At 70.0% G+C, this 21,604-nt stretch carries 19 protein-coding genes; 7 read left to right on the top strand and 12 right to left on the bottom strand.

What is annotated here, in order from left to right:
* Nucleotides 1–65: 65 nt before the first annotated feature.
* Complete coding sequence (locus IE075_RS13385; RefSeq protein WP_189457486.1) at nucleotides 66–812, top strand: ABC transporter ATP-binding protein; 747 nt, start codon at nucleotides 66–68, stop codon at nucleotides 810–812.
* Nucleotides 809–1,990 carry an ABC transporter permease gene (locus tag IE075_RS13380; protein WP_189457483.1) on the top strand — a complete coding sequence of 394 codons (1,182 nt, stop codon included), beginning with the start codon at nucleotides 809–811 and terminating at the stop codon, nucleotides 1,988–1,990. Before IE075_RS13385 ends, IE075_RS13380 begins: the two co-directional genes overlap by 4 nt.
* Before the next feature lie 317 nt (nucleotides 1,991–2,307).
* Here the strand turns inward: IE075_RS13380 and IE075_RS13375 are convergent, their stop codons facing one another.
* Nucleotides 2,308–2,952: a tetratricopeptide repeat protein gene (locus IE075_RS13375; RefSeq protein ID WP_189457481.1), complete on the bottom strand. Its 645-nt coding sequence runs from the start codon at nucleotides 2,950–2,952 to the stop codon at nucleotides 2,308–2,310.
* Between the two features lie 170 nt (nucleotides 2,953–3,122).
* On the opposite strand from IE075_RS13375, the gene IE075_RS13370 reads away from it, so the two are divergent.
* A complete protein-coding gene (locus tag IE075_RS13370) occupies nucleotides 3,123–6,824 on the top strand; it encodes an indolepyruvate ferredoxin oxidoreductase family protein (RefSeq protein WP_189457479.1) in 3,702 nt (1,233 codons plus the stop codon).
* A 173-nt stretch (nucleotides 6,825–6,997) separates the two neighbouring features.
* Here IE075_RS13370 and IE075_RS13365 read toward each other — a convergent pair whose 3' ends face one another.
* The 3 genes from IE075_RS13365 to IE075_RS13355 all read right to left on the bottom strand — a co-directional run bounded on the left by IE075_RS13365 (nucleotide 6,998) and on the right by IE075_RS13355 (nucleotide 9,292).
* Nucleotides 6,998–7,474, bottom strand: a complete 477-nt coding sequence (locus IE075_RS13365) for a hypothetical protein (protein ID WP_189457476.1) — start codon at nucleotides 7,472–7,474, stop codon at nucleotides 6,998–7,000.
* A 208-nt stretch (nucleotides 7,475–7,682) separates the two neighbouring features.
* On the bottom strand, nucleotides 7,683–8,480 hold the full coding sequence (locus IE075_RS13360; RefSeq protein WP_189457741.1) for a murein L,D-transpeptidase catalytic domain family protein: 798 nt from the start codon (nucleotides 8,478–8,480) through the stop codon (nucleotides 7,683–7,685).
* 191 nt (nucleotides 8,481–8,671) lie between these two features.
* Nucleotides 8,672–9,292 (bottom strand): DUF938 domain-containing protein, encoded by a 621-nt coding sequence (locus IE075_RS13355; protein WP_189457740.1) that lies wholly within the window; start codon nucleotides 9,290–9,292, stop codon nucleotides 8,672–8,674.
* A gap of 155 nt (nucleotides 9,293–9,447) precedes the next feature.
* Here IE075_RS13355 and IE075_RS13350 point away from each other — a divergent pair, with 155 nt between their 5' ends.
* The 4 genes from IE075_RS13350 (at nucleotide 9,448) to IE075_RS13335 (ending at nucleotide 14,150) form a co-directional block, all read left to right on the top strand.
* The gene (locus IE075_RS13350; RefSeq protein WP_189457473.1) at nucleotides 9,448–9,993 is read left to right on the top strand and encodes a hypothetical protein; all 546 of its coding nucleotides are present in this window, start codon (nucleotides 9,448–9,450) and stop codon (nucleotides 9,991–9,993) included.
* A 64-nt stretch (nucleotides 9,994–10,057) separates the two neighbouring features.
* Nucleotides 10,058–12,553: a DEAD/DEAH box helicase gene (locus IE075_RS13345; RefSeq protein WP_189457470.1), complete on the top strand. Its 2,496-nt coding sequence runs from the start codon at nucleotides 10,058–10,060 to the stop codon at nucleotides 12,551–12,553.
* A gap of 49 nt (nucleotides 12,554–12,602) precedes the next feature.
* Complete coding sequence (locus IE075_RS13340; protein WP_308427830.1) at nucleotides 12,603–13,733, top strand: ribonuclease H-like domain-containing protein; 1,131 nt, start codon at nucleotides 12,603–12,605, stop codon at nucleotides 13,731–13,733.
* Between the two features lie 63 nt (nucleotides 13,734–13,796).
* A complete protein-coding gene (locus IE075_RS13335) occupies nucleotides 13,797–14,150 on the top strand; it encodes an I78 family peptidase inhibitor (RefSeq protein ID WP_189457467.1) in 354 nt (117 codons plus the stop codon).
* A 3-nt stretch (nucleotides 14,151–14,153) separates the two neighbouring features.
* Here the strand turns inward: IE075_RS13335 and IE075_RS13330 are convergent, their stop codons facing one another.
* From IE075_RS13330 to egtB, 8 genes are all read right to left on the bottom strand, one after another.
* The gene (locus tag IE075_RS13330; protein WP_229792530.1) at nucleotides 14,154–14,888 is read right to left on the bottom strand and encodes an ion transporter; all 735 of its coding nucleotides are present in this window, start codon (nucleotides 14,886–14,888) and stop codon (nucleotides 14,154–14,156) included.
* 83 nt (nucleotides 14,889–14,971) lie between these two features.
* The gene (locus IE075_RS13325) at nucleotides 14,972–15,211 is read right to left on the bottom strand and encodes a hypothetical protein (protein WP_229792529.1); all 240 of its coding nucleotides are present in this window, start codon (nucleotides 15,209–15,211) and stop codon (nucleotides 14,972–14,974) included.
* 72 nt (nucleotides 15,212–15,283) lie between these two features.
* Nucleotides 15,284–16,393, bottom strand: a complete 1,110-nt coding sequence (locus IE075_RS13320; RefSeq protein ID WP_308427831.1) for a DNA topoisomerase IB — start codon at nucleotides 16,391–16,393, stop codon at nucleotides 15,284–15,286.
* Nucleotides 16,394–16,682: 289 nt separating this feature from the next.
* Complete coding sequence (locus IE075_RS13315; RefSeq protein WP_189457461.1) at nucleotides 16,683–17,936, bottom strand: TCR/Tet family MFS transporter; 1,254 nt, start codon at nucleotides 17,934–17,936, stop codon at nucleotides 16,683–16,685.
* A gap of 60 nt (nucleotides 17,937–17,996) precedes the next feature.
* Nucleotides 17,997–18,299 carry a hypothetical protein gene (locus IE075_RS13310; protein WP_189457459.1) on the bottom strand — a complete coding sequence of 101 codons (303 nt, stop codon included), beginning with the start codon at nucleotides 18,297–18,299 and terminating at the stop codon, nucleotides 17,997–17,999.
* 27 nt (nucleotides 18,300–18,326) lie between these two features.
* Nucleotides 18,327–19,340: an NAD(P)/FAD-dependent oxidoreductase gene (locus tag IE075_RS13305; RefSeq protein WP_189457455.1), complete on the bottom strand. Its 1,014-nt coding sequence runs from the start codon at nucleotides 19,338–19,340 to the stop codon at nucleotides 18,327–18,329.
* Complete coding sequence (egtD, locus tag IE075_RS13300; protein WP_189457452.1) at nucleotides 19,337–20,317, bottom strand: L-histidine N(alpha)-methyltransferase; 981 nt, start codon at nucleotides 20,315–20,317, stop codon at nucleotides 19,337–19,339. Before egtD ends, IE075_RS13305 begins: the two co-directional genes overlap by 4 nt.
* Complete coding sequence (gene egtB / locus IE075_RS13295) at nucleotides 20,314–21,603, bottom strand: ergothioneine biosynthesis protein EgtB (RefSeq protein ID WP_189457449.1); 1,290 nt, start codon at nucleotides 21,601–21,603, stop codon at nucleotides 20,314–20,316. Before egtB ends, egtD begins: the two co-directional genes overlap by 4 nt.
* Between the last annotated feature and the right edge of the window lies 1 nt (nucleotide 21,604).

Below are 21,604 nucleotides of genomic sequence, written 5' to 3'. Positions count from 1 at the left end.
GCGTGCGGCGGCCTGACCAGCCCTTGCGCGCATCGCGCATCCGACCTCATGAATCCGGGCCGACCATGATCATCGCGAACGACCTGCGTAAATCCTTCAAGACCAAGACCGGCCTCGTGCGCGCCGTGGACGGCGTGACATTCGAGGCGCGCGACGGCGAAATCACCGGCCTGCTCGGCCCGAACGGTGCCGGCAAGACCACCACGCTGCGAATGCTCTACACGCTGATGCAGCCCGACACCGGGCAGGTCATCGTCGACGGCGTCGACGCCACCCGCGATGCCACCGCGGTGCGCCGTTCGCTCGGCGTGCTCCCCGATGCACGCGGCATCTACAAGCGACTGACCGCGCGCGAGAACATCGCCTACTTCGGCCAGCTGCACGGGCTGAGCCGTGCGCAGATCGAACAACGCACCGCGTCGCTGGCGAAGGCGCTGCAGATGGACGACATCCTCGAGCGGCAATCCGAAGGTTTCAGCCAGGGTCAGCGCACGAAGACGGCGATCGCACGCGCGCTGGTGCACGACCCGAAGAACGTGATCCTCGACGAGCCGACGAACGGCCTGGACGTGATGACCACGCGCGCGATGCGCGGCTTTTTGCAGCAGCTTCGAAGCGAGGGCCGGTGCGTGATCTTTTCCAGCCACATCATGCAGGAGGTCGCCGCGTTGTGTGACCGCATCGTCATCATCGCCAAGGGCCAGGTCGTGGCCAGCGGCACGGCCGATGAGCTTCGGGCGCAGACCGGGGAGCCGAACCTCGAGGATGCATTCGTGAAAGCGATCGGCTCGGAAGAGGGGCTGCACGCATGAGTTCGCTGAAGATGATGCTTGCGGTCATGCGCAAGGAGTTGCTCGACATCTCGCGCGATCGGCGCACGCTGGCGCTGGCGCTGTTGATGGGGCCGTTGCTGTACCCGCTGCTCATGCTCGGCATGGGCTCGCTGGCGGAAAAGCGCGCAAAAACCCAGCTGGACAAGGTGCTCGAAGTGCCGGTGGTCGGCGCCGAGCGCGCGCCGAACCTGGTCGCCTACCTGGCCACGCACGGCATCAAGGCGACCAAGCCGCCCGGGGATCTCGACGCGGCGATCGCGCGCCAGGACGTGGACGTCGCGCTGCACATCGACGAGGACTTTGCCGAGGACTGGCGCGAGGGGCGGCCGGCGCTGGTCGAGATCGTGCAGGACAGCACCCGGCGCGATGCGGAGATCCCGGCCAAGCGCCTGCAGAACGCGATCAGCGGTTACGGCAGCCAGGTCGGCTCGCTGCGCCTGCTGGCACGCGGCATGTCGCCGCAGGTCGCCCAGCCGGTCAGTGTCGGCAGCCGCGATCTCGCGACCGCGGAAGCCAAGCGCGGCATGGTGCTGAGCATGATGCTGCCGTACCTGCTGATCCTGTCGGCGTTCATCGGCGGCGCCTACCTGATCCTCGATGCGACCGCGGGCGAACGCGAGCGGCAGTCGCTGGAGCCGCTGCTCGCCACGCCGGCGCAGCGCGGCGCGATCGTGAGCGGCAAGATCGCCGCGGCCTGCGCGCTGGGCCTGCTGTCGTTGCTGCTCACGCTGCTGGCGTTCAAGGTCAGCGCGCAGCTGGCCAGCGGGATCGGACGCATGCTCGACGTGAGCTTCCTGGCGATCGGCAAGATGCTGCTCGTGCTGCTGCCGATGCTGTTCATCGGCACCTCGCTGCTCACGCTGCTCGCGGCGTCGGCGAAGAGCATGAAGGAGGCGCAGAGCCACATGACGTGGTTGCTGCTGCTGCCGATGATCCCGACGTTCGTGCTGATGGTGAACCCGGTCAAGACGCAGGCGTGGCAGTTCGCGGTGCCGTTCCTCGCGCAGAACCAGATGATCGTGCGCGTCGTGCGCGCCGAGCCGATCGACGCGCAGATGTGGGCGATCTATCTCGGCGCGAGCATCGGCCTGGCCGCGCTGCTGTGGTTCGCGGCGGTGCAGCGCTATCGCCAGGAGCGGGTCGCAATCGCGGGGTGACGGCAGCGCGCGCGGTCCGTTCATCGAGCGGATCGCGCGGATGCGCCGCGGCTCTGTTCTGCGGATGGCGGCGGCGCGGCGGCGGCGGCGTCGGTCACGTGCACCCGAGTGGCGGGTGCGGCTCACGCACCGGCTCGGCGGCCTGCATTGCCGGGCCCATCCTCGACCAGGCACGCCGGGGCGCGTGCAGCGCGTCCATCTGGGCGGCGGCCGCACGCGATGCAGCCGCCCTGCGTCTGCGCGGAACGCCGTCCGTACGGGCCGTTCGACGGCGCTGCTGCTTGTGGCGCAGCGCCGCCCGTGCGATCAGCAGCCGATTACGGCCAGCTCGGCGGATTCGCGGCCCAGGCCTGCTGGACCTCGGCGAGCGTTGTGCGCTCCTCGTCGCGCCACTCCGGCAACAACGTCGCAAACCGCGCGGACGTGGCCCACTGCGTCGGCTCGGTGCGCACTGCCGCGGCGTACCACTGCACGGCCTCGTCGCGGCGTCCGAGCTGCCACAGCACGAGCGCGAGCGTCGGCGGCATCCACGCTGCCGTGGGCTGGCGCGCGCCGAACTGCGTGACCAGCGGCTCCCACTGTTTGAGCGCGCCGGCGTAATCGCCGGTCCGGTACAGGTCCCACCCGTAATTCCAGTGAGCTGAGCGCCACATCGAGTGATGGGCGTCGAGCCCGGCGAACACCGCGGCATACAGCTCGTGCCCGAGTTCCGGCCGCCCCCCCGTCATCGCCAGACGCGCGAGCTGCGCTCGCTCTTCGAGCGCACGGGGATCGCGCTTGATGGTCTTGAGCAGCCGCTCGACCGCCGCGTCGCCGCTCTCGCGCACCGCCACGATCGGGCGGGCCGTGTTGGCGTCGGCCTCGAAATAGAACTCGGCGGGCTTCGGCAGCGACTGGGCATGGGCCGCGCCTGCGAGGGCGAACGAAAGGGCGAGCGAAAGTGTGAACGCGTGCAGTTTCATGACGTGAATCCCCTGTATCAGCCCACCATGCTAGCGCGCGCCCCCGGCCCGAAATTTGCCGGCTGCTACAATTCCGGGGCTTTGTCCGGCGCTTTCGTCTGCCGGGCGGCGCGCTTTCCGTGCCCTCGCACGCCTTCTCGCGGCGCCTTCGCGCCCGCCGGAGCTTCCGCATGACCCAGACCGCCGAACTCACCTCGCCCGCGTCGGCGACCCCCGCGCTCGTGCCCGAGGCCCCGCAGGTCGACACGCGCTACACGCTCGACGACAAGTACAGCCGCCGCGAGGGCCGGATCTACCTGTCCGGTGTGCAAGCGCTGGTGCGGCTGCCATTGATGCAGCGCCTGCGCGACCAGGCCGCGGGCCTGAACACCGGCGGCTTCATCTCCGGCTACCGCGGCAGTCCGCTGGGCGGCTTCGACCTGGAGCTGTGGAAGGCGAAGAAGCACCTCGCCGAGGCCGGCGTGAAGTTCACCCCGGGCCTCAACGAGGACCTCGGCGCGACGATGGTCTGGGGCAGTCAGCAGACGAACCTATTCCCCGGCGCGACCGTCGAAGGCGTGTTCAGCATGTGGTACGGCAAGGGCCCGGGCGTGGACCGCTGCGGCGACGTGTTCAAGCATGCGAACGCGGCCGGCACCGGCAAGCTCGGCGGCGTGCTCGCGCTTGCGGCCGACGACCATGCCTGCCGCAGCTCGACGCTCCCGCACGGCTCCGAGCATGAATTCGTGTCCGCGATGATGCCGGTGCTGAACCCGGCCGGTGTGCAGGACATCCTCGACATGGGCCTCGTCGGCTGGGCGATGAGCCGGTTCACCGGGCGCTGGGTCGGCTTCAAGACGATCGCCGAGACGGTCGAATCCTCGGCTTCGGTCGACGTGAACCCGCTCGCGCTGCAGATCGTCACACCCGACGATTTCGAGATGCCCGCGGGCGGCCTCAACATCCGCTGGCCGGACCCGCCGCTCGAGCAGGAAATGCGCCTGCACCAGTACGCGGTCAAGGCCGCGCAGGCGTTCGCGCGTGCGAACAAGATCGACCGCATCGTGCTCGACGCGCCGGACGCGCGGCTCGGCATCATCACGACGGGCAAGTCCTACCTCGACGTGCTGCAGGCGCTCGAATACCTCGGCCTCGATCCGCGCGCCTGCCGCGAGCTCGGCATCCGTGTCTACAAGGTCGGCATGACCTGGCCGCTGGAGCCGATGGGGCTGCGCGCGTTCGCAAGGGGCCTGAGCGACGTCGTCGTCGTCGAGGAAAAGCTGTCCTTCATCGAAAGCCAGATGAAGGAGCAGATGTACAACTGGGCCGAGCGTCCGAGCGTGGTCGGCAAGTACGACGAGGCCGGCGAGTGGATCCTGCCGAGCACCGGCGAGCTCACGCCCGCGCGCATCGCAAAGGTCATCGCGCGGCGCATCCAGAAGTTCCACGATTCGGAGCACATCCGCGCGGTGCTCGCGTGGATGGAGCACAAGGAATCCGAACTCGCGCTGCCGCGCGCGCAGTTCCCGCGCGTGCCGCATTACTGCTCGGGCTGCCCGCACAACACGTCGACGAAGGTGCCCGAAGGCAGCCGCGCGCTCGCGGGCATCGGCTGCCATTACATGGTCACGTGGATGGACCGCGACACCGACACGTTCACGCACATGGGCGGCGAAGGCGTGACGTGGGCGGGCCAGGCGATGTTCACCGACACGCCGCACGTGTTCCAGAACCTCGGCGACGGCACGTACTTCCACAGCGGTTCGCTCGCGATACGCCAGTCGGTCGCGGCCGGCGTCAACATCACCTACAAGATCCTCTACAACGACGCGGTCGCGATGACCGGCGGCCAGCCGGTCGACGGCACGCTCACCGTGCCGCAGATCGCGCACCAGGTGCGCAGCGAGGGCGTGCAGACGATCGTGCTGCTCTCCGACGACATCGAGAAGTGGAGCGACAATTCGATCTTCCCGTCAGGCGTCGAATTCCTCGACCGCCGCGAGCTCGACGCCGTGCAAAAGCGCCTGCGCGAGGTCAAGGGCGTGTCGGTACTGATCTACGACCAGACCTGCGCGACCGAGAAGCGCCGTCGCCGCAAGCGCGGCAAGATGGTCGATCCGCAAAAGCGCGTGGTCGTCAATTCGCTCGTGTGCGAAGGCTGCGGCGATTGCGGCAAGAAGAGCTTCTGCGTCTCGGTGCTGCCGAAGGAAACCGAGTTCGGCCGCAAGCGCGAGATCGACCAGAGCAACTGCAACAAGGACTTCTCCTGCGCCGAAGGCTTCTGCCCGAGCTTCGTGACCGTCGAAGGCGGCACCTTGAAGAAAGGCAAGAAAGCGTCGGCCGCCGATCGCCTCGCGAACCTGCCGGCGCCTGCGTTCGCGTCCAGCCTCGCGCAGCCGTGGAACATCCTCATCACCGGCGTCGGCGGCACCGGTGTCGTGACAATCGGCGCACTGCTCGGCATGGCGGGGCACCTCGAGGGCAAGGGCGCGAGCGTGCTCGACCAGACCGGCCTCGCGCAGAAGGGCGGCGCGGTGACCACGCACATCCGCATCGCGAAAACGCCGGCCGACATCCACGCGGTGCGCATCGCGGCCGGCGAAGCCGACCTCGTGCTCGGCTGCGACATGGTCGTCGTCAACGACTACTGGGCGCTGTCGAAGGTGCGCGCGGGCCGCAGCCACGTCGTGCTCAACAGCTACGAGGCGATGCCGGGCACGTTCACCACGCGTCCGGACATGCAGTTTCCGGCCGCCGACATCGTCGAGGGCGTGCGCCGCGCGCTCGGCGACGATGCGAACAGCACGCTCGCGGTCGTCGATGCGACGCAACTCGCGACCGCGCTGCTCGGCGACGCGATCGCGACGAACCTCTTCATCCTCGGCTACGCATGGCAGCGAGGCTTGGTGCCGATCTCGTTCGATGCGCTCATGCGCGCGGTGGAGCTCAACGGCGCGGCGATCGAGATGAATAAGACCGCGTTCGCATGGGGTCGCCTGGCCGCGATCGATGCGCGCGCGGTCGCCGAGGCCGCCGGCCTCGTGCGTAACGCGCCGACGGCGGCCGAAGCGACGCCGCATGCGCTGCCGATGCTCTCGCCCGGTCAATGGGAAGGCCACGAATCGGGCAGCCCGTCGGCGCCGCGCAATGCGCGCGAGGCCGACGACCTGCGCCACGTGCCGTCGCACGGCGTCGACAACGTGATCGCGTTGCCGCTCGACGACGCGCGCCTGTCGCGCTCGCTCGACGAGCTCATCGTGCGCCGCGTCACGTTCCTCACCGAGTACCAGAACGCGGCGTACGCGAAGCGCTATTCGGACTTCGTTGCAAAGGTGCGCGGCGTCGAGCAGCACAAAGTGCCCGGCAGCACCGACCTCACCGAAGCGGTCGCGCGCTACGCGTTCAAGCTCATGGCGTACAAGGACGAGTACGAGGTCGCGCGCCTGTACACGAGCGGCGAGTTCAAGCGCCGCATCGAGCAGCAGTTCGAGGGCGATTACACGATCAAGTTCCACCTCGCGCCGCCGCTGCTCGCCAAGCGCAACGCGAACGGCGAGCTCGTCAAGCAGCAGTACGGCCCGTGGGTGTTCACCGCGTTCAAGTTCATGGCGAAACTGAAGTTCCTGCGCGGCGGCGCGTTCGACGTGTTCGGCCGGACCGAAGAGCGCCGCATGGAGCGTCGCTTGATCGAGGAGTACTTCCGCACGGTCGAAGGCCTCCTCGGTACGCTCGATCGCGGCAACGTGGGGCTCGCCGCGGAGATCGCCTCGATCCCGGAGCACATCCGCGGCTACGGACACGTCAAAGAAGCGCATCTCGAGAAGGCGAAGGCTCGCGAAACCGAGCTGCTGCGCGAGTGGAGCAATCCGCTGCGCATCGTGCAGGTCGCCTGACGCGCGGCAAAAAAAGGCCCCGCGTTGCGGGGCCTCCAGACCGGGTCGCCGCGCCGGACCGCCGGCCGTGAACTGCCGGGGCTGCCTATTCCGGCGAGGTATCGATGACTATCGATGCAACCGAGTGCATGGTCGGCGGCTATCAGTTCCGTAAAGGCCCGGACCCCTCGGAGTCAGCCGCCCGCCTTGCACTTGGCCGTCGTGCACGCGGCACGTTCCAGCATCGCCCGCTTTGCCGACTCGGCGCGGCGCTCGCGCTCTGCCTCGGTCATGCAAGCCGTCTGGTAGCGTCGAGTACCTGCGATTGCAACCCGCTCGCAGACGGTGCGCTCGCTTTCCCTGCCAGCGGATAAGAGCGCTTCGATTTTCTTGAGCTGATTGAACACGTCCAGTCGATCGTCTGGCGGCAAGGCGCCCAGATCCGCTCGACCCTCTGCCAGATAGAAAAGTCGATCCTGCGCCTCGAAGACCCGCTTACGCCTGTACTCGGAAACGTGTTGATACGCCGAGTCGTGCGTCTCGATCGCCCCGCGAATGGACCGCTGTTCCTCGAGGATCTGATCAAGACGTACCGGCTCTTCCTCACCAGCAATTGCATACGGTGTCGATACCAGAGCCGCGGCCAGGAGCAGATACAGGATCTGTTTCATCGTCCCTCCTTGTGTGATGTGACATTGCAGGAAACCGTGAGCTTGGCGACCCCATGACCCATGGCCGTCGCACCGTCTACGATATTCCTTTGCCGCACCGATGCAACGCCGGTCCAAACGCCGCCCAGTGCCCGCCGGGGCGGCGTTTGGACGAGTCGAAATCGCTGTTGTGCACCGGTGCTGCTTGGGCGGACGCGTGCCGGTGTTATCAGTACGCGACCGACTCCGTCGAACCGCCGGACCGCGTGTCGTGTGCACTCGCGTAGATCTCACGCGCGCTGCGCCCGCTGCAGCCAAAATTGCGTGAGCCGGTGAGCCACGCATCATCGGGGTAATACGCAAACAGCATCTGCCCGTGCTTGAGCGTGTCGATCATCTGCCGCGCGATCTCGGGACGCACCGCCGGGCAGCCGTAGCTGCGGCCGAGCCGGCCCTGACGCTGCGCTTGCGCGGGATCCACGTACGGGGCGCCGTGCATAACGATGAGGCGATCGCGCGCGGCGTCGTTGACGCCGGCGTCGAGCCCGTCCATGCGCATCGAATAGCCGTTGCCGCCGACGTAGGTCTCCGCGGTCACGAACAGGCCGAGGCTGGTCTGGTGGCTGCCGTCGCGATTCGAAAACGCACGTGCATGGTTCTCACCGCTGCCGCGGCCGTGCGCAACGTGCTCGCGGTGCAGCAGGCGCGTGCGCTCGACGTCGAACACCCACAGCCGCGGCTGCGTGGACGGTCGCGAATAGTCGATGACGGCAAGCTTGTCGCCCGTCTTCGTGCCCTTGCGCGCCGCGCACTCGCGCGCCTCGAGTGCGAGCGCGAGCACGCCGGCGTCGAGGTCGGGTGCGGCCGCGCGCAGTGCATGCCATCGCGTGTCGACCGCGGCGGCTGGTGGGGCGGGTGACGGCGCCGGAATGACCGGCGTCGCTACGACCGGGCGCGGCAGCTCAGCGGCTGCGCGCGGCGGTGCAGACGTCTCGATGGGCCCTGCGGAGGGCGACGCGGCATGCATCGAGCACGCGACCGTGGCCGCAAGCGCGACCGACCCAAGGGCAAAACAGGCAGTACGTAGCATCGGCGCAGGATACGCAGCGCACATGCGGGTGGGCTGAACCGGGGTCGGGACGCGCGGAGTTTTCGGACGTCGTCGCAGAACGGCGCGAGCCGCGCGCCTGTTCATGTGCAGACGCGCAGATCACTCGCTCAAGCGTGCGCGCTGCGCGTCCAGACGAGGCAGCGGTTGTGCGCGGGCATTTCGACGTCGGCGATGCGCGTCATACCGATGCCCTGCGCGAGCGCATCCACGGCTTCGAGGTCACGCACGCCCGAGCGCGGGTCGCGGTCGCGCAGCCAGGCATCGAACTGCGCGTTGCTCTCGCTCGTAAACGCACCGCCGACGTTGAACGGCCCGTAGGCGATCAGCGTCGCTTCGGCATCGAGCACGCGGTCGAGCCCGGCGAACAGCGCCTGCACCTCGGGCCAGCCCATGATGTGCAGGGTGTTGGCCGTGAACGCCGCATCGAATCGGGGGGCCGCACCCGTCGGCGAGGGCCAGGGCCCGCGTGCGACGTCGAGTTCGACCGGCGGCGGCGTGTTCGGCAGCGCGGCCTCGTCGAGCCACATCGCGATTCCCGGCAGGTGCTCGGCGACGTCGCTGCACTGCCACTGCAGCTGCGGCAGCGCGGCGGCGAAATGCACCGCGTGCTGGCCGGTGCCGCTGCCGATCTCAAGCACGTTTCTCCGCGCGGCGAAGTGCTCGCGCAGGACGTCGAGGATCGGATCGCGATTGCGGTCGCAGGACGGGGCGTGGGGCTTGGCGTGCATCGCAGGCTCGCGCGGGACGGTGCCGAGGTTGTACGCGGCGTCGCGACGGCCGGCAATCACGCGGGCGTCGCGTCCACGTTGTTTTCACGACCGCGCAAGGCGCCGTTTGCTTGACTGCAGGCAGGCCGGCGGTGCGCCGGCGGGTGGACGATCCAATGACAATCCGATTCGACATCGACTGGCCGGGCTGGTCGGACGAACAGACCCTCGTGCTGCCGATCCCGGTGGACGCCTGGGCGCCGCCGCATGCGCCGATCGCGCTCGACGGCATCGAGTTCGAGCCGCGTGACGAGTTGCACGTGACGCTGGCCGGCCGCGCGCTGGGCCGCCAGCTCCATGCCTCGCTCGGCGAGCGCTTTCGCAATTGCGCGGTGCGCGCGGCGTTCGAGGCGCAGGACTGGCGTCTGGAGCGCACCCATGAGCTGCTCCGACTGCGGAAGGTTGTGCGCTACAAATCCGGCGAAGAGCGCATCTCGCATGCGCTGATCGAGCAAGTGCGCATGCCGGCGATGGCGCGCTTCCATCAGGCACTCGGCGACCTGCTCGGCCGCAAGCTGCCGGTGCCGCCCCCACACGTGACGCTGTACACGCACGGGCGCATCCGCGGCATCGGTGTGCCGAGCCCGGCGAAGCTGCGGGCGTGGACCGTGCGCGCCGTGGACTCCCGCGAGCTCGAAGCCGCCGTGCCGATGATGAGCTGAACCGCCCGTCTCATGGACTGAGACGCCGCTCGGGCCCACTGCGCGCTTTGTGAAGAGGCGCGCGATGGAACCCGGACAGGCCCTGGCCCGGCTCGGCCACGAGGAGGCAGAGGTTGCGCATGACGCGCTCGTGCGCGCACCGGTCCGCCGCCGCGGGGACGGCGCCGCGCTCACCCAGGCACTCGCGCGCCGCTACGGCGACCGCATCACCGGCCATTTCACGCTGCCCGGCTGCGACGGCGTCTATGCGCCGATCCCCGACGACGTGCCGCCCGCGCTCGCCGCGGCGCTGCGCACGCGCGGCATCGACCGCCTCTACTCCCACCAGGCGCAGGCCTGGGCCGCCGCGCGTCGCGGCGAGCATGTCGCGGTCGTGACCCCGACCGCGTCGGGCAAGTCGCTGTGCTACACGCTGCCGGTGGTTGCCGCCGCGATGACGCAGCGCGCGAAGGCGCTCTACCTGTTCCCGACCAAGGCGCTCGCGCAGGACCAGGTCGCCGAGCTGCTCGAGCTCAATCGCGCGGGGGAACTTGGCGTCAAGGCGTTCACGTTCGACGGCGACACGCCTGGCGATGCGCGCCAGGCGATCCGCCTGCACGGCGACATCGTCGTGTCCAACCCCGACATGCTGCACCAGGCGATGTTGCCGCATCACACCAAGTGGGCGCAGTTCTTCGAAAACCTGCAGTACGTGGTGATCGACGAGATCCACACGTATCGCGGCGTGTTCGGCTCGCATGTCGCGAACGTGATCCGCCGCCTCAAGCGCATCTGCGCGTTCTACGGTGCGAACCCGCAGTTCATCGTGTGCTCGGCGACGATCGGCAACCCGCAGGCACATGCGCAGGCGCTCATCGAAGCACCGGTCACCGCGATCTGCGAATCGGGCGCGCCGCGCGGCGATCGCCATGTGCTGCTGTGGAACCCGCCGGTCGTGAACCCCGATCTCGGCCTGCGCGCATCGGCGCGCTCGCAGAGCAACCGCATCGCGCGGCTCGCGATCAAGGCCGGTCTCAAGACGCTCGTGTTCGCGCAGACGCGGCTCATGGTCGAGGTGCTGACGAAGTACCTCAAGGACGTGTTCGACAGCGACCCCCGTAAACCCGCACGCATCCGTGCGTATCGCGGCGGCTACCTGCCAACCGAGCGCCGCGAGGTCGAGCGATCGATGCGTGCGGGCAATGTGGACGGCATCGTGAGCACGTCCGCGCTCGAGCTCGGCGTCGACATCGGCTCGCTCGACGTCGTGATCCTCAACGGCTACCCGGGCAGCGTCGCCGGCACCTGGCAGCGCTTCGGGCGCGCGGGGCGGCGTCAGCAGCCCAGCTTGGGCGTGCTCGTCGCAAACTCGCAGCCGCTCGACCAGTACGTCGTGCGCCATCCGGACTTCTTTGCCGACGCTTCGCCGGAGCATGCGCGCATCGCACCGGACCAACCGCTGATCCTGTTCGATCACATCCGCTGCGCCGCGTTCGAGCTGCCGTTTATCGACGGCGACCGCTTCGGCCCGATCGAGCCCGAGGTCTACCTTGAGGCGCTCGCCGAGACCGACGTCGTGCACCGCGAGGGCGAACGCTGGGAGTGGATCGCCGACGCGTATCCGGCGAACGCGGTGAGCCTGCGCTCGGTCGCGGACGGCAACTTCGTCGTCGTCGACCGCAGCGGCGGGCGGCAGACGATCATCGCCGAGGTCGATTACTCGGCCGCCGCGCTCACGCTGTATGAAGGCGCGATCCACATGGTGCAGAGCACGCCGTACCAGGTCGAATCGCTCGACTGGGAAGGCCGCAAGGCCTACGTCACGCGCACGTTCGTCGATTACTACACCGACTCGATCGACTACACGAAGCTCAAGGTGCTCGAGCGCTTCGATGGCAGCGATGCCGGCCACGGCAATGCGCACCACGGCGAGGTGCATGTCGTGCGGCGCGTGGCCGGCTACAAGAAGATCCGCTACTACACGCACGAAAACATCGGCTACGGGCCGGTGAACCTGCCCGACCAGGAGCTGCACACCACGGCCGCGTGGTGGCAGCTGCCGCAGGCGGTGCTGCTCGCGTGGTTCGCGGGCAAGCAGGATGCGCTCGATGGCTTTCTCGGTGCGGGCTATGCGCTGCACATCGTCGCCACCGTGGCGGTCATGGCCGATGCGCGCGACCTGTGCAAGGCCGTCGGTAACGGCGATGGCGCGTGGTTCGCGACGCACGACGCGGGCGGGCGCGGTCAGCTGCGCGGCGGCGAGGGGCAGGCGCTCGCGGTCGACGAAGTGCAGCAGTTCGTGCCGACCGTCTACCTCTACGACAACTTCCCCGGCGGCGTGGGCCTCAGCGAGCCGCTGTGGACGCGCAGCAGTGAGCTCGTGTCGCGCGCGATCGAACTCGTCGAGCGCTGCGATTGCCGCGCGGGTTGCCCGGCCTGCGTCGGCCCGGTGCTCGCCGGCGACGAGCAGCGCGACGGCACCACGCCGAAGGCGCTGGCGCGACGCGTGCTGGGGCTGTTCGCAACCTCGCCGTCGCAGTTGGATGCGGACGTGCCGCGTGCGCTGGAGCGCGGCGCATGAGCGGGCCGTCGGTGGATCGACCGGGCGCCGTACGCCCGCGCGTGCTGGCATGCGCACCGGTCCATTCGCGATGCGCGCAGGCCCGCTGCGCTTCAGCTTCGAGGGTGTTGCCATGACGGTCACGCTCGACAGGCTGCGCGCGCTCAAGCGGCAGGCGGGAGCGCCCACGCCCACGCCACGACGCGATTCGCCGGCTGCGCCCAATCCCGTCGGTGTGCCGGGCGGCGCGCCACCTGCGTCGACTGCCGATCCCACCACAGCCGCTGCCTCACGGCCGTCCACGTCGCTGCACACGGCGGCGTCTCCGGCGGCGCCGTGGGACGAGGTGCTGCGTCGCGACGCCGCGCAGCGCGGCCAACCAGCACCGGACGCGAATGCATCCGCTGCGCGGCACGCGGCGGCCCCGGCATCGACGCCCCACCCGAGCGCTTCGCCGACCCTCGGCTCGCTGCGCCGCCTGCTCGGCGTGCGCGATCGGGCCCCGGTGGCCGCGCCGCGCACCGCCCCCGATCGCGCGCTGCCGGGCGTCGAAATCGCACCGGGCCTGCACCTCATCGAGACGCGGTTGCCGCATGCGCCGCCGCTGCAGGCGCTGCCGCTCGCGTTCGCGCGGCGCGAGGACGCGGTCGACCCGGCGTCGTTGCTGTTCTTCGACACCGAAACCACGGGCCTTGCGGGCGGCACCGGCACGCGCGCATTCATGATCGGGGCGGCCGACTGGCACGACGGCGACCTGCGCATCCGCCAGCTGCTGATCAGCACGCTCGCGGCCGAGACGGCGATGCTGCGCGAGTTCGCATCGTGGCTCGCGCCGCACACGGTGCTCACCAGCTACAACGGGCGCAGCTACGACGCGCCGCTGCTGAAGACCCGCTACCGGCTCGCGCGGCTGCCCGATGCGCTGCACGGGCTCGACCACGTCGACCTGCTGCACCCCACGCGCCGGCGCTACCGCGGGCATTGGGAGAACTGCCGGCTCGCTACGATCGAACGCGAGCTGCTGCGCATCGTGCGCGAGGACGACCTGCCCGGCTCCCAGGCGCCGATGGCGTGGCTGACGTACCTGCGCGGCGGCAGCTCGGGCCTGCTGCGCCGTGTCGCAGCGCACAACCACCAGGACGTGGTGACGCTCGCGCGGCTGCTGCAGCGCCTGGTCGAGGCACAGGCTTCGGATACATGAATGGCGTTGACGCGGTCCACACAAGTGCCACCGCAGCCTGCGATTCCACTGTGAGGATCCACCATGATCGAACGTCGCCGCGCCGATCGCCGACCGTCCCGCTTCGACATCCGGAGCGTCGCCGCGCCCCTCGTCGTGCTGATGCTGTCCGTGGGCGCCTGCGCGACCATGGGTCCGCCGCCCGAGCCGGGCGCGGTGTCGTCAGGAGGTCAGGGAATGTGCAATGCGGAAGCGGTGCGCTGGGCGATCGGGCGTGAGCCGACCCAGGACGTGGTCGAACGCGCTCGGGTCGAGTCCGGCAGTTCGACGGTGCGCGTGATCCGCCCCGGCGAGGTGGTCACGATGGACTACCGCGCCGACCGCCTGAACCTCGACGTCAACGCGCAGGGCGCGATCAGCGGCGCCCGCTGCGGCTGAGGGTCAACCGGGCCGCTGGCGCGAGGCGGCCAGTTCCTCGCGCAGCGCCGCAAGCTGTGCTTCGAGCCGCGCGAGCGCCGCGTCGTCGCTCGCGACCGGCGGCGGCGTATCGCGACCGACGAAGAAACTCGCCAGCATTGCGGTGACATAGCCGAACACGGCGAACGCATACAGCGAAAGCAGCACGCACAGCACGCGCCCGGCCGTGGTCTGCGGCCATTGCTCGGACCCCATCGTGGTCATGATCATCGCCGTCCACCACAGCGCGTCGCTAAAGCTGTCGATGCCCGACGCGGCCGAGTCACGCTCGAATGCGAACATGCCGGCCGCCCCGATCAGCGTCACCACCCCCGTCAGCGTGATCACGTAGCCGGCCCCGCGCCGACGCATCGCGCGGCCGAGCGCGCGCATGCCACGGTTGAACGTGCCGATCACGCGCACCAGCCGCACGCTGCGCAGCCAGCCCGCCGCGCGCATGAACCGGGCCACGCGCAGCACGCGGAACACCCGCAGCGCCGGCAGCACGAGGGCGATCGCCGACAGCCAGTTGCGCTTGAGGTAGTCGGACTTGTCCGGGGCGAGGGTGAACTCGCCGACGAAGTGGACGATGAACACGATCCAGATCGCGTTGACCGCCCATTGCAGGCCGGGGCCGAGCCCGCGCACCTCGTCGAGCACGAACAGCGCGATCCACGCGACCGACAGCAGCAGCATCGGCAGTTCGAGCCACCGCTGCATGCGGCGGAGCCAGGCGGCGCGGCGCGGCGCGCGCGCTGTCGCAGCAGACCGTCTCATCGGCGGCCCGGGCCCGGCGGCGCCGGTCAGACCCGGTCGTCGAGGCCGCGCACGCCCGACTCGCGGGCGCAATGCGCGCAGCAGTAGATCGCCCCGTCGTGCTCGGCGCCGTGGCCGACGATGCGCACGCCGCAGCGCGCACAGGTCGGCGCGAGCGCCTGGATCGCGCATTCGAACGAATCGAACGTGCCGCTGCGGTCCGGCATCGTCACCGTGAACGCCTTGTCGTAGTTGTTGCCGCAGGTGTCGCAGCGCGCCATCGTCATGCCCCGGTCCGGTTGCATGCAGTGTCGGCCGGGACCGCGCGTGCGGCGGTGAAGGACGCGCCGGCGATGCGCTCAGCCGCGGCGGCTGCGCGTACGCTCCGACCGCGCGGCACGACGCCGTGCGTCGCGCAGGAACTGCAACGTCGCGCGCTCCCACTGGCGGGCGCCCCGCGCGCCCTCGGCCACGCGCTGCAGCGCACCGCTGCGCCAGCCGTCGAACACCGCCGGATCGATATACGCCCGGCGGCAGACCGCGACGGTGTTGCCGAGCGCACGGGCGACTTCGCCGACGACCGCCTTTTCAGCCGCAGCGAGCGCGCGTTCGCTGCAACGGCCGTCGTCGTCGATCGGCAGCGGCGTTGCGGCGAAGCACTGCACCGCGGTGAGCGTGCCGCCCCAGGTGCGGAAATCCTTCGCGGTGAACGATGCGCCCATTGCCTCGCGCAGGTAGTCGTTGACCGCGTCCGAATTGACCGGCTGCACCGCGCCGTCGTCGTCGCGGTACTGGAACAGCGACTGACCGGGCAGCTGCTGGCAGGCGCGCACGAGCTTCGCGAGGCGCGCGTCGTCGAGCACGATCTCGTGTTCGAGCCCGGCCTTGCCGCGGAACTTGAATCGCGCGCGGCCGCCCTTGAGGAACGCCACGTGCCGGTTGCGCAGTGTGGTCAGCCCGAACGAGTTGTTGCGCCGCGCGTAGACGTCGTTGCCGACACGCACGAGGGTTTCGGCCATCACCGCAACGACGATCGCGAGCACCTTTTCGCGCGGGTGACCCCGGCGTGCGAGGTCGCGGCGCAGGCGGCGACGCAGCTTCGGCAGCGCCTCGCCGAACTCGATCACGCGCTCGAACTTGCCGTCGCCGCGCGCGGCCTGCCAGTGCGCGTGGTAGCGGTACTGCTTGCGTCCGCGCGCGTCGCGGCCGGTCGCCTGCAGATGCCCGTTCGCACGCGGGCAGATCCACACGTCGGTGTACGCGGGCGGGATCGCGAGCGCGGCGATTCGCGCCAGCGTGGCCTCGTCATCGAGGCGCTCGCCATCGGGCGTCTCGTAGACGAAGGCATCGCCGTCGCGGCGGCGCTTGATGCCGGGCGAGGCGTCGCAGACATGGCGCAGGCCGGCCTCACGCGCGATGCGCACCGCGTCGGACGCCGCGTCGTTCGCGGCGGCACGCGCGGGCGTCACGCTCGTGCGGACCGGGCTGCGTGGCGATGGCGCGCCACCGCGCGCATCGTTCGTCGCCTCGCGCGACGTGGCCGGCCGCGCGTTCACGGCCGACACGCAGTGCGCTCCATCGGGATCGCACGCGCCTGCCTCGCGCCAATCGCAGTCAGGGGGTTGGATTGAATCGCGGCGCGGCTCACGCAGTCGGTTTCGAGTCGGCGCACAAGCCGGTCCCTGCACCGTAGGCAGCGCTGCGTGAGCCCGGTATCAAGCGCGGGCGGATTCGCGGCCGTCGTTCAGCGGGCGTCTTTCAATGAGCGTCGGCCGGTGCGTCGGGCCGAGGTGCGTGCCGGCGTGCAAGCCACCACGCGATCGCGAGGCACACGCCGGCGAGCGCAAACGGCGCGCCCGGCGCGTGCACCGGCGCGCGCTCGTCGATGAAGAACGCGAACACGCCGGTGAACACCGCCGGCGCGACGATGCCCGCCAGGCTCACCAGGCTCGACAGCGCGCCCTGCACGCGGCCCTGCTCGTCGGCGCCGACGCGGCGCGTGATCAGCGCCTGCGTGGCCGGCGTCGCCATGCCCCACAACGCGGTGATCGGGATGATCGCGATGAACCACGCGCCGGTGGGCGCGAACGCATAGCCCACCGTGCCGAGCGCGCCCATGCCGAGCGCGATGAGTAGCGTGCGGCGCTCGCCGAGCCGGGCGACCGCGCGCCGCACGAGCACCGCTTGCACGATCACGCTCATCACGCCCACGAGCGCAAGCACGCCGCCGACCGCCTGCGGGCCCCAGCCGTAGCGCACGTCGGCGAACAGCACGAACACGCTCGGGTACACGTAGTGCGCAAAGTTGATCAGTAGCACGACGCTGGCCAGGCCGAGCACCTGCGGGTAGCGCCGCAGCCGCGCGAACGCGGCGAACGGGTTTGCCTGCCGCCACACCAGCGTCGGCGTGCGCCGCTCGGGCGGCAGCGATTCGGGCAGCACGAACAGGCCGTACGCGAAGTTGACGAGCGCGAGCACCGCGGCGGCCCAGAACGGCGCGCGCAGGTCGACGCTGCCGAGCCAGCCGCCGAGCGCGGGGCCGATGATGAAGCCCAGTCCGAACGCGGCGCCGATCAGCCCGAAGCTCTGTGCGCGTTTTTCCGGCGAAGTGACGTCGGCGATGTACGCATTTGCGGTCGTGAAGCTCGCCGAGGTCACCGCCGAGATCATGCGGCCCACGAGCAGCCACGGCAGCGAGTTGGCAAGCGCCATGAATACGAAATCCAGGCCCAGCCCGAGGCACGACAGCAAGATCACCGGGCGCCGGCCGTAGCGGTCCGACAATGCGCCCTGCACCGGCGCGCTAACGAACTGGATCGCCGCGAACACCGTGCCGAACACGCCGACCCACTGCGCGGCGGTGACCGTGTCGCCACCGACAAAACCCTCGATGAGGTGCGGCAGCACCGGGATGATGAGCCCGAACGCGAGCACATCGATGAGCACGGTGATGAAGATGAACACCAGCGCGGCCGGGCGGGCAGCGCGCGGCGCAGGGGCGGCAGCGGTCACGACGGGGCCGGGCGACGACGGGGCGGCAGTCTAGCGCGGCGCCGCCGGGCCGCTCGGAGCTCAGCGGCGCATGCGTTCGCGTTGCAGACGCCGCGCGGCGTCGTCCACGTCGAGGCTGACCGCCCAATAGAACCCGGGCTCCGGCAACAGCGTGTTGCGCCCTTCGGCCTCGCCGAGCTCGACGATCACGTTGCGCGGATCCTCGGACGGGGCGTCGGGCTGCAGGCTCGGCGCGGCGCGGCCGAGGTAACGCAGCGGATCGGTGCCGAACACCGCGACTGCCTCCTCGAGCGTGATCGGCATGCCGGGTCCGTGGCTGGTGTACGGCACGCGGCCGTCGGGAACGAACCACAGGGTCGGCATCGTCGTGTCTCTCGAGGGCGCTGCGGGTCAGTGCCGCGCGTGGGTTTCGGGCGGCGTCGGCGCAGACGCCGGGCTGGGCAGGTCGGGGGCGGTCTCGGGCTGGGTTTCGCGGTGCTCGCGGAAGTTGCGCGGCAGGCGGTTGTGCACGTCGGTCGCGGCGATCGCGGCATGACCGACCGCCACCGCGATCTGGTTCAGCGCGCTGACGACGTCGCCGACCGCGTACAGGCCGTCGACCGACGTGCGCTGGTGCTCGTCGACGATGAGCTCGCCGTTGTCGTCGCAGCGGGCGCCCAGCGCGTGCGCAAGCCCGGCCTGCGCTTCGCCGCCGAGCGTGGGGTACAGCGTGGCGAAGCGCTGCGGCGGCACGCCGTCGAACTCGACGACCGTGCATTCGCCGTCGTAGGCCATCGATTCGGCCGGCGGGTGCACGGTGATGTCGGCGTCCTGCGCGCGCCGCAGGCGGTCGGCGTCGGCGCGCCGGGAGGTCTCGGGCACCACGTGCACGTCACGCGAGAACGTGAGCAGGAACAACGCATGGCCGATCGCTTCGTCAATCGGGCCGTAGACCGCGATGCGCTCGTCGCTCGCCTCGTAAGCGTCGCAGACCGCGCACAGGCGCACTGCGCCTTCGTCGATCGCGGCCGACAGCCCCTCCAGGGCGGGCATGCGGTCGACGATGCCGGTCGCGAGGATCACGTGGCGCGCGTGCCAGTGCTGGCCGTCGCCAGACGTGGCGTGAAAGCCGTCGTCCTCGCGTTCGAGCCTGGCGACGGTCGCCTCCACGATCGGCGCACCGTAGCCGGTGGCCTGGTCGCGCAGGCGCTCGAGCAAGGTGGTGCCGTGCACGCCGCTCGGAAAGCCCGGGCAGTTGTGGCTCGTCGGAATCCAGCGTGCGCGGCTGCTGCCGGCGTCGACGACGAGGATGCGCCGGTGGAAGCGCGCGAGGTAGGTCGCGGCGGTGAGCCCGCCCGGGCCCGCACCGATGATGAGGCAGTCGAGCAGCGTGTCGTCGCCGGGAATCGTGGGGACCGCGCTCATGGCTGAAGCAACCGCAGGCCGAACCAGTTGCGCGAGTCGTTCCAGCCGTCGATGACGCGCAGGCCGGCGCGCGCGGCCAGTTCGGCAAAGGGCGCGTCCTCGTACTTGCAGCTGATCTCCACGCGCATGGACTCGTCGGCTTCGAACTCGAACGCGCGACCGGCCACGTGCACGGTCTGCGCGCGCAGGCTCACCAGGTCGGTCTCGATGCGGCCGCGGTCGCGCGCGTACACGGCGCGGTGGCGGAAGCCGTCGAGGTCAAAATCGCTGCCGATCTCGCGGTTCAGGCGCGTGAGCAGGTTCAGAGTGAACGCGGCGGTGACCCCGGCGGCGTCGTTGTACGCGGCCTCGACGAGCGAGGGGTCCTTGTCGAGGTCGATGCCGACGAGCGCCTGCCCGTTCGGGCCCATCGTCTCGCGCATCGCGGCGAGCAGCTCGACGGCGCCTTCGTCGCTGAAATTGCCGAGCGTGGAGCCCGGGAAGAACACGAGCGTGCGCTGCGCATCGTGCAGCGGCTCGGGCAGCGGCACCGGCTTGGTGAAGTCCGCGCACACCGGCAGCATCTCGATGCGCGGGAACTCCTCAGCGAGGCGTGCGGTGCTTTCGATCACCGTCGTGCGCGAGATCTCGACCGGCGTGTACGCGACCGGACGCGTCAGCGCGTCGAGCAGCAGGCGCGTCTTACGGCCGCTGCCGCTGCCGTATTCGACGACGTGCACGTCCGCGCCGATCGTCTGCGCGATCTCGGGCAGGCGCTGCTCGAGCAGCTCGAGCTCGACGCGGGTGACGTAGTACTCGGGCTGGCGCGTGATGCGCTCAAACAGCTGCGAGCCGCGCGCGTCGTAGAAGTATTTCGACGGCAGGCGCTTGGGCGTTGCAGACAGGCCCGCGAGCGTGTCGCCGACGATGTCGTCCGGCGTCGGGCGCAGGTCGGTGAGCCGCCAGCTTGGCAGCACGGGTGCGGTCATGGCATTCATGCAAAGTCCTTGGCGAGCCGCAGGCCGGTGAACTGCCAGCGGTCAGGGGGAAAGAAAAAGGTGCGGTAGCTCGCGCGCAGGTGGTCGCGTGCGCTGGCGCAACTGCCGCCGCGCAACACCCACTGCCCGCACATGAACTTGCCGTTGTATTCGCCGAGCGTGCCCGGCCACGGGGCGAAGCCCGGATACGCGGTGTACGCGCTCGTCGTCCACTCCCACACGTCGCCGAACAGCTGCTGCAGCCCTTCGGCCTGCGAATCGCCGCCCTGCGGGTGCAGCGCGTCGCGCTCGACGAAGTTGTCGCGGCTCGACGGCGTGTTCGATACGGCGGCGCGCTCCCACTCGAACTCGGTCGGCAGGCGGGCGCCGGCCCAGCGCGCGAACGCATCGGCTTCGTAATAACTCAGGTGGCACACCGGCGCATGCGGATCGATCTCGCGCGTGCCGCCGAGCGTGAACTCGCGCTCGAGGTCGTCGTGCCAGTACAGCGGCCGCGCCCAGCCGTCGGCGCGGATGCGCGCCCACGCCGCGCTGAGCCACAGCGCCGTGTTCTCGTAGCCGCCGTCGTCGATGAACGCGCGGTACTCGGCGTTCGTGACCGGCCGGTTCGCAAGTGCGAACGGCAGCGTCAACACGCGGTGGCGCGGCGATTCGTTGTCGTAGGCAAACGCCTCGGCCGACTCGGGCCACGGCGGCGCGCCGACCTCGACGATCGCCTCGTCGAACGCCTGCCAGGCGAGCGGCACCGCGTCGGCGCGCGCCTGCGCGAGGTCGTCGCGGTAGGCCGGCTGCAGCGGGTTGATCGAAAGCGCGTGCTTGATGTCGGTGAGCAGCAGCTCCTGGTGCTGCTGCTCGTGGTGCAAGCCGATCTCGATCGTGCGCCAGGCGTGCACGTCGAGCGCGCCGGCTTCGAACGCACGCTGCATGCGCGCGTCGATCTCGTGCCGGTAGGCGAGCACCGCGTCGAGCGACGGCCGCGTCAGCAGCCCGCGCTGCGCCCGCGCATGCATCGGGCCCGCACCTTCGTAATAACTGTTGAACAGATACGCCCAGCGGTCGTCGACGGCGCGATAACCCGGCTGCGCGGCGAGCACGAACTGCTCGAAGAACCACGTCGTGTGCGCGAGGTGCCATTTCGTCGGCGACGCGTCGGGCATGCTCTGCACGCACGCGTCTTCCGCGCTCAGCGGCGCAGCCAGCGCGAGGCTCCGCGCACGGACCCGGCGATAGCGCACAGCAAGCGCATCAGTCGAGGCAGGCGGCCGGGGAGACTCGAGCAGTGACATG

It is taken from the genome of Cognatilysobacter bugurensis, from assembly GCF_014652095.1.
GTDB lineage: Bacteria > Pseudomonadota > Gammaproteobacteria > Xanthomonadales > Xanthomonadaceae > Cognatilysobacter > Cognatilysobacter bugurensis.
Note: the sequence above shows the minus strand (reverse complement) of the source record. Positions and strands in the feature narration are given on the sequence as shown.

Excerpts from the sequence above, each read along its gene's own strand:
- IE075_RS13365 (WP_189457476.1), bottom strand. The coding sequence starts at position 7,474 with ATGAAACAGATCCTGTATCTGCTCCTGGCCGCGGCTCTGGTATCGACA.
- IE075_RS13370 (WP_189457479.1), top strand. The coding sequence starts at position 3,123 with ATGACCCAGACCGCCGAACTCACCTCGCCCGCGTCGGCGACCCCCGCG.
- IE075_RS13325 (WP_229792529.1), bottom strand. The coding sequence starts at position 15,211 with ATGACGATGGCGCGCTGCGACACCTGCGGCAACAACTACGACAAGGCG.
- egtB (WP_189457449.1), bottom strand. The coding sequence starts at position 21,603 with ATGTCACTGCTCGAGTCTCCCCGGCCGCCTGCCTCGACTGATGCGCTT.
- IE075_RS13380 (WP_189457483.1), top strand. The coding sequence starts at position 809 with ATGAGTTCGCTGAAGATGATGCTTGCGGTCATGCGCAAGGAGTTGCTC.
- IE075_RS13360 (WP_189457741.1), bottom strand. The coding sequence starts at position 8,480 with ATGCATGCCGCGTCGCCCTCCGCAGGGCCCATCGAGACGTCTGCACCG.
- IE075_RS13345 (WP_189457470.1), top strand. The coding sequence starts at position 10,058 with ATGGAACCCGGACAGGCCCTGGCCCGGCTCGGCCACGAGGAGGCAGAG.
- IE075_RS13330 (WP_229792530.1), bottom strand. The coding sequence starts at position 14,888 with ATGCAGCGGTGGCTCGAACTGCCGATGCTGCTGCTGTCGGTCGCGTGG.
- IE075_RS13385 (WP_189457486.1), top strand. The coding sequence starts at position 66 with ATGATCATCGCGAACGACCTGCGTAAATCCTTCAAGACCAAGACCGGC.
- IE075_RS13305 (WP_189457455.1), bottom strand. The coding sequence starts at position 19,340 with ATGAGCGCGGTCCCCACGATTCCCGGCGACGACACGCTGCTCGACTGC.
- IE075_RS13355 (WP_189457740.1), bottom strand. The coding sequence starts at position 9,292 with ATGCACGCCAAGCCCCACGCCCCGTCCTGCGACCGCAATCGCGATCCG.
- IE075_RS13310 (WP_189457459.1), bottom strand. The coding sequence starts at position 18,299 with ATGCCGACCCTGTGGTTCGTTCCCGACGGCCGCGTGCCGTACACCAGC.
- IE075_RS13375 (WP_189457481.1), bottom strand. The coding sequence starts at position 2,952 with ATGAAACTGCACGCGTTCACACTTTCGCTCGCCCTTTCGTTCGCCCTC.
- IE075_RS13350 (WP_189457473.1), top strand. The coding sequence starts at position 9,448 with ATGACAATCCGATTCGACATCGACTGGCCGGGCTGGTCGGACGAACAG.
- IE075_RS13340 (WP_308427830.1), top strand. The coding sequence starts at position 12,603 with ATGCGCACCGGTCCATTCGCGATGCGCGCAGGCCCGCTGCGCTTCAGC.
- egtD (WP_189457452.1), bottom strand. The coding sequence starts at position 20,317 with ATGAATGCCATGACCGCACCCGTGCTGCCAAGCTGGCGGCTCACCGAC.
- IE075_RS13335 (WP_189457467.1), top strand. The coding sequence starts at position 13,797 with ATGATCGAACGTCGCCGCGCCGATCGCCGACCGTCCCGCTTCGACATC.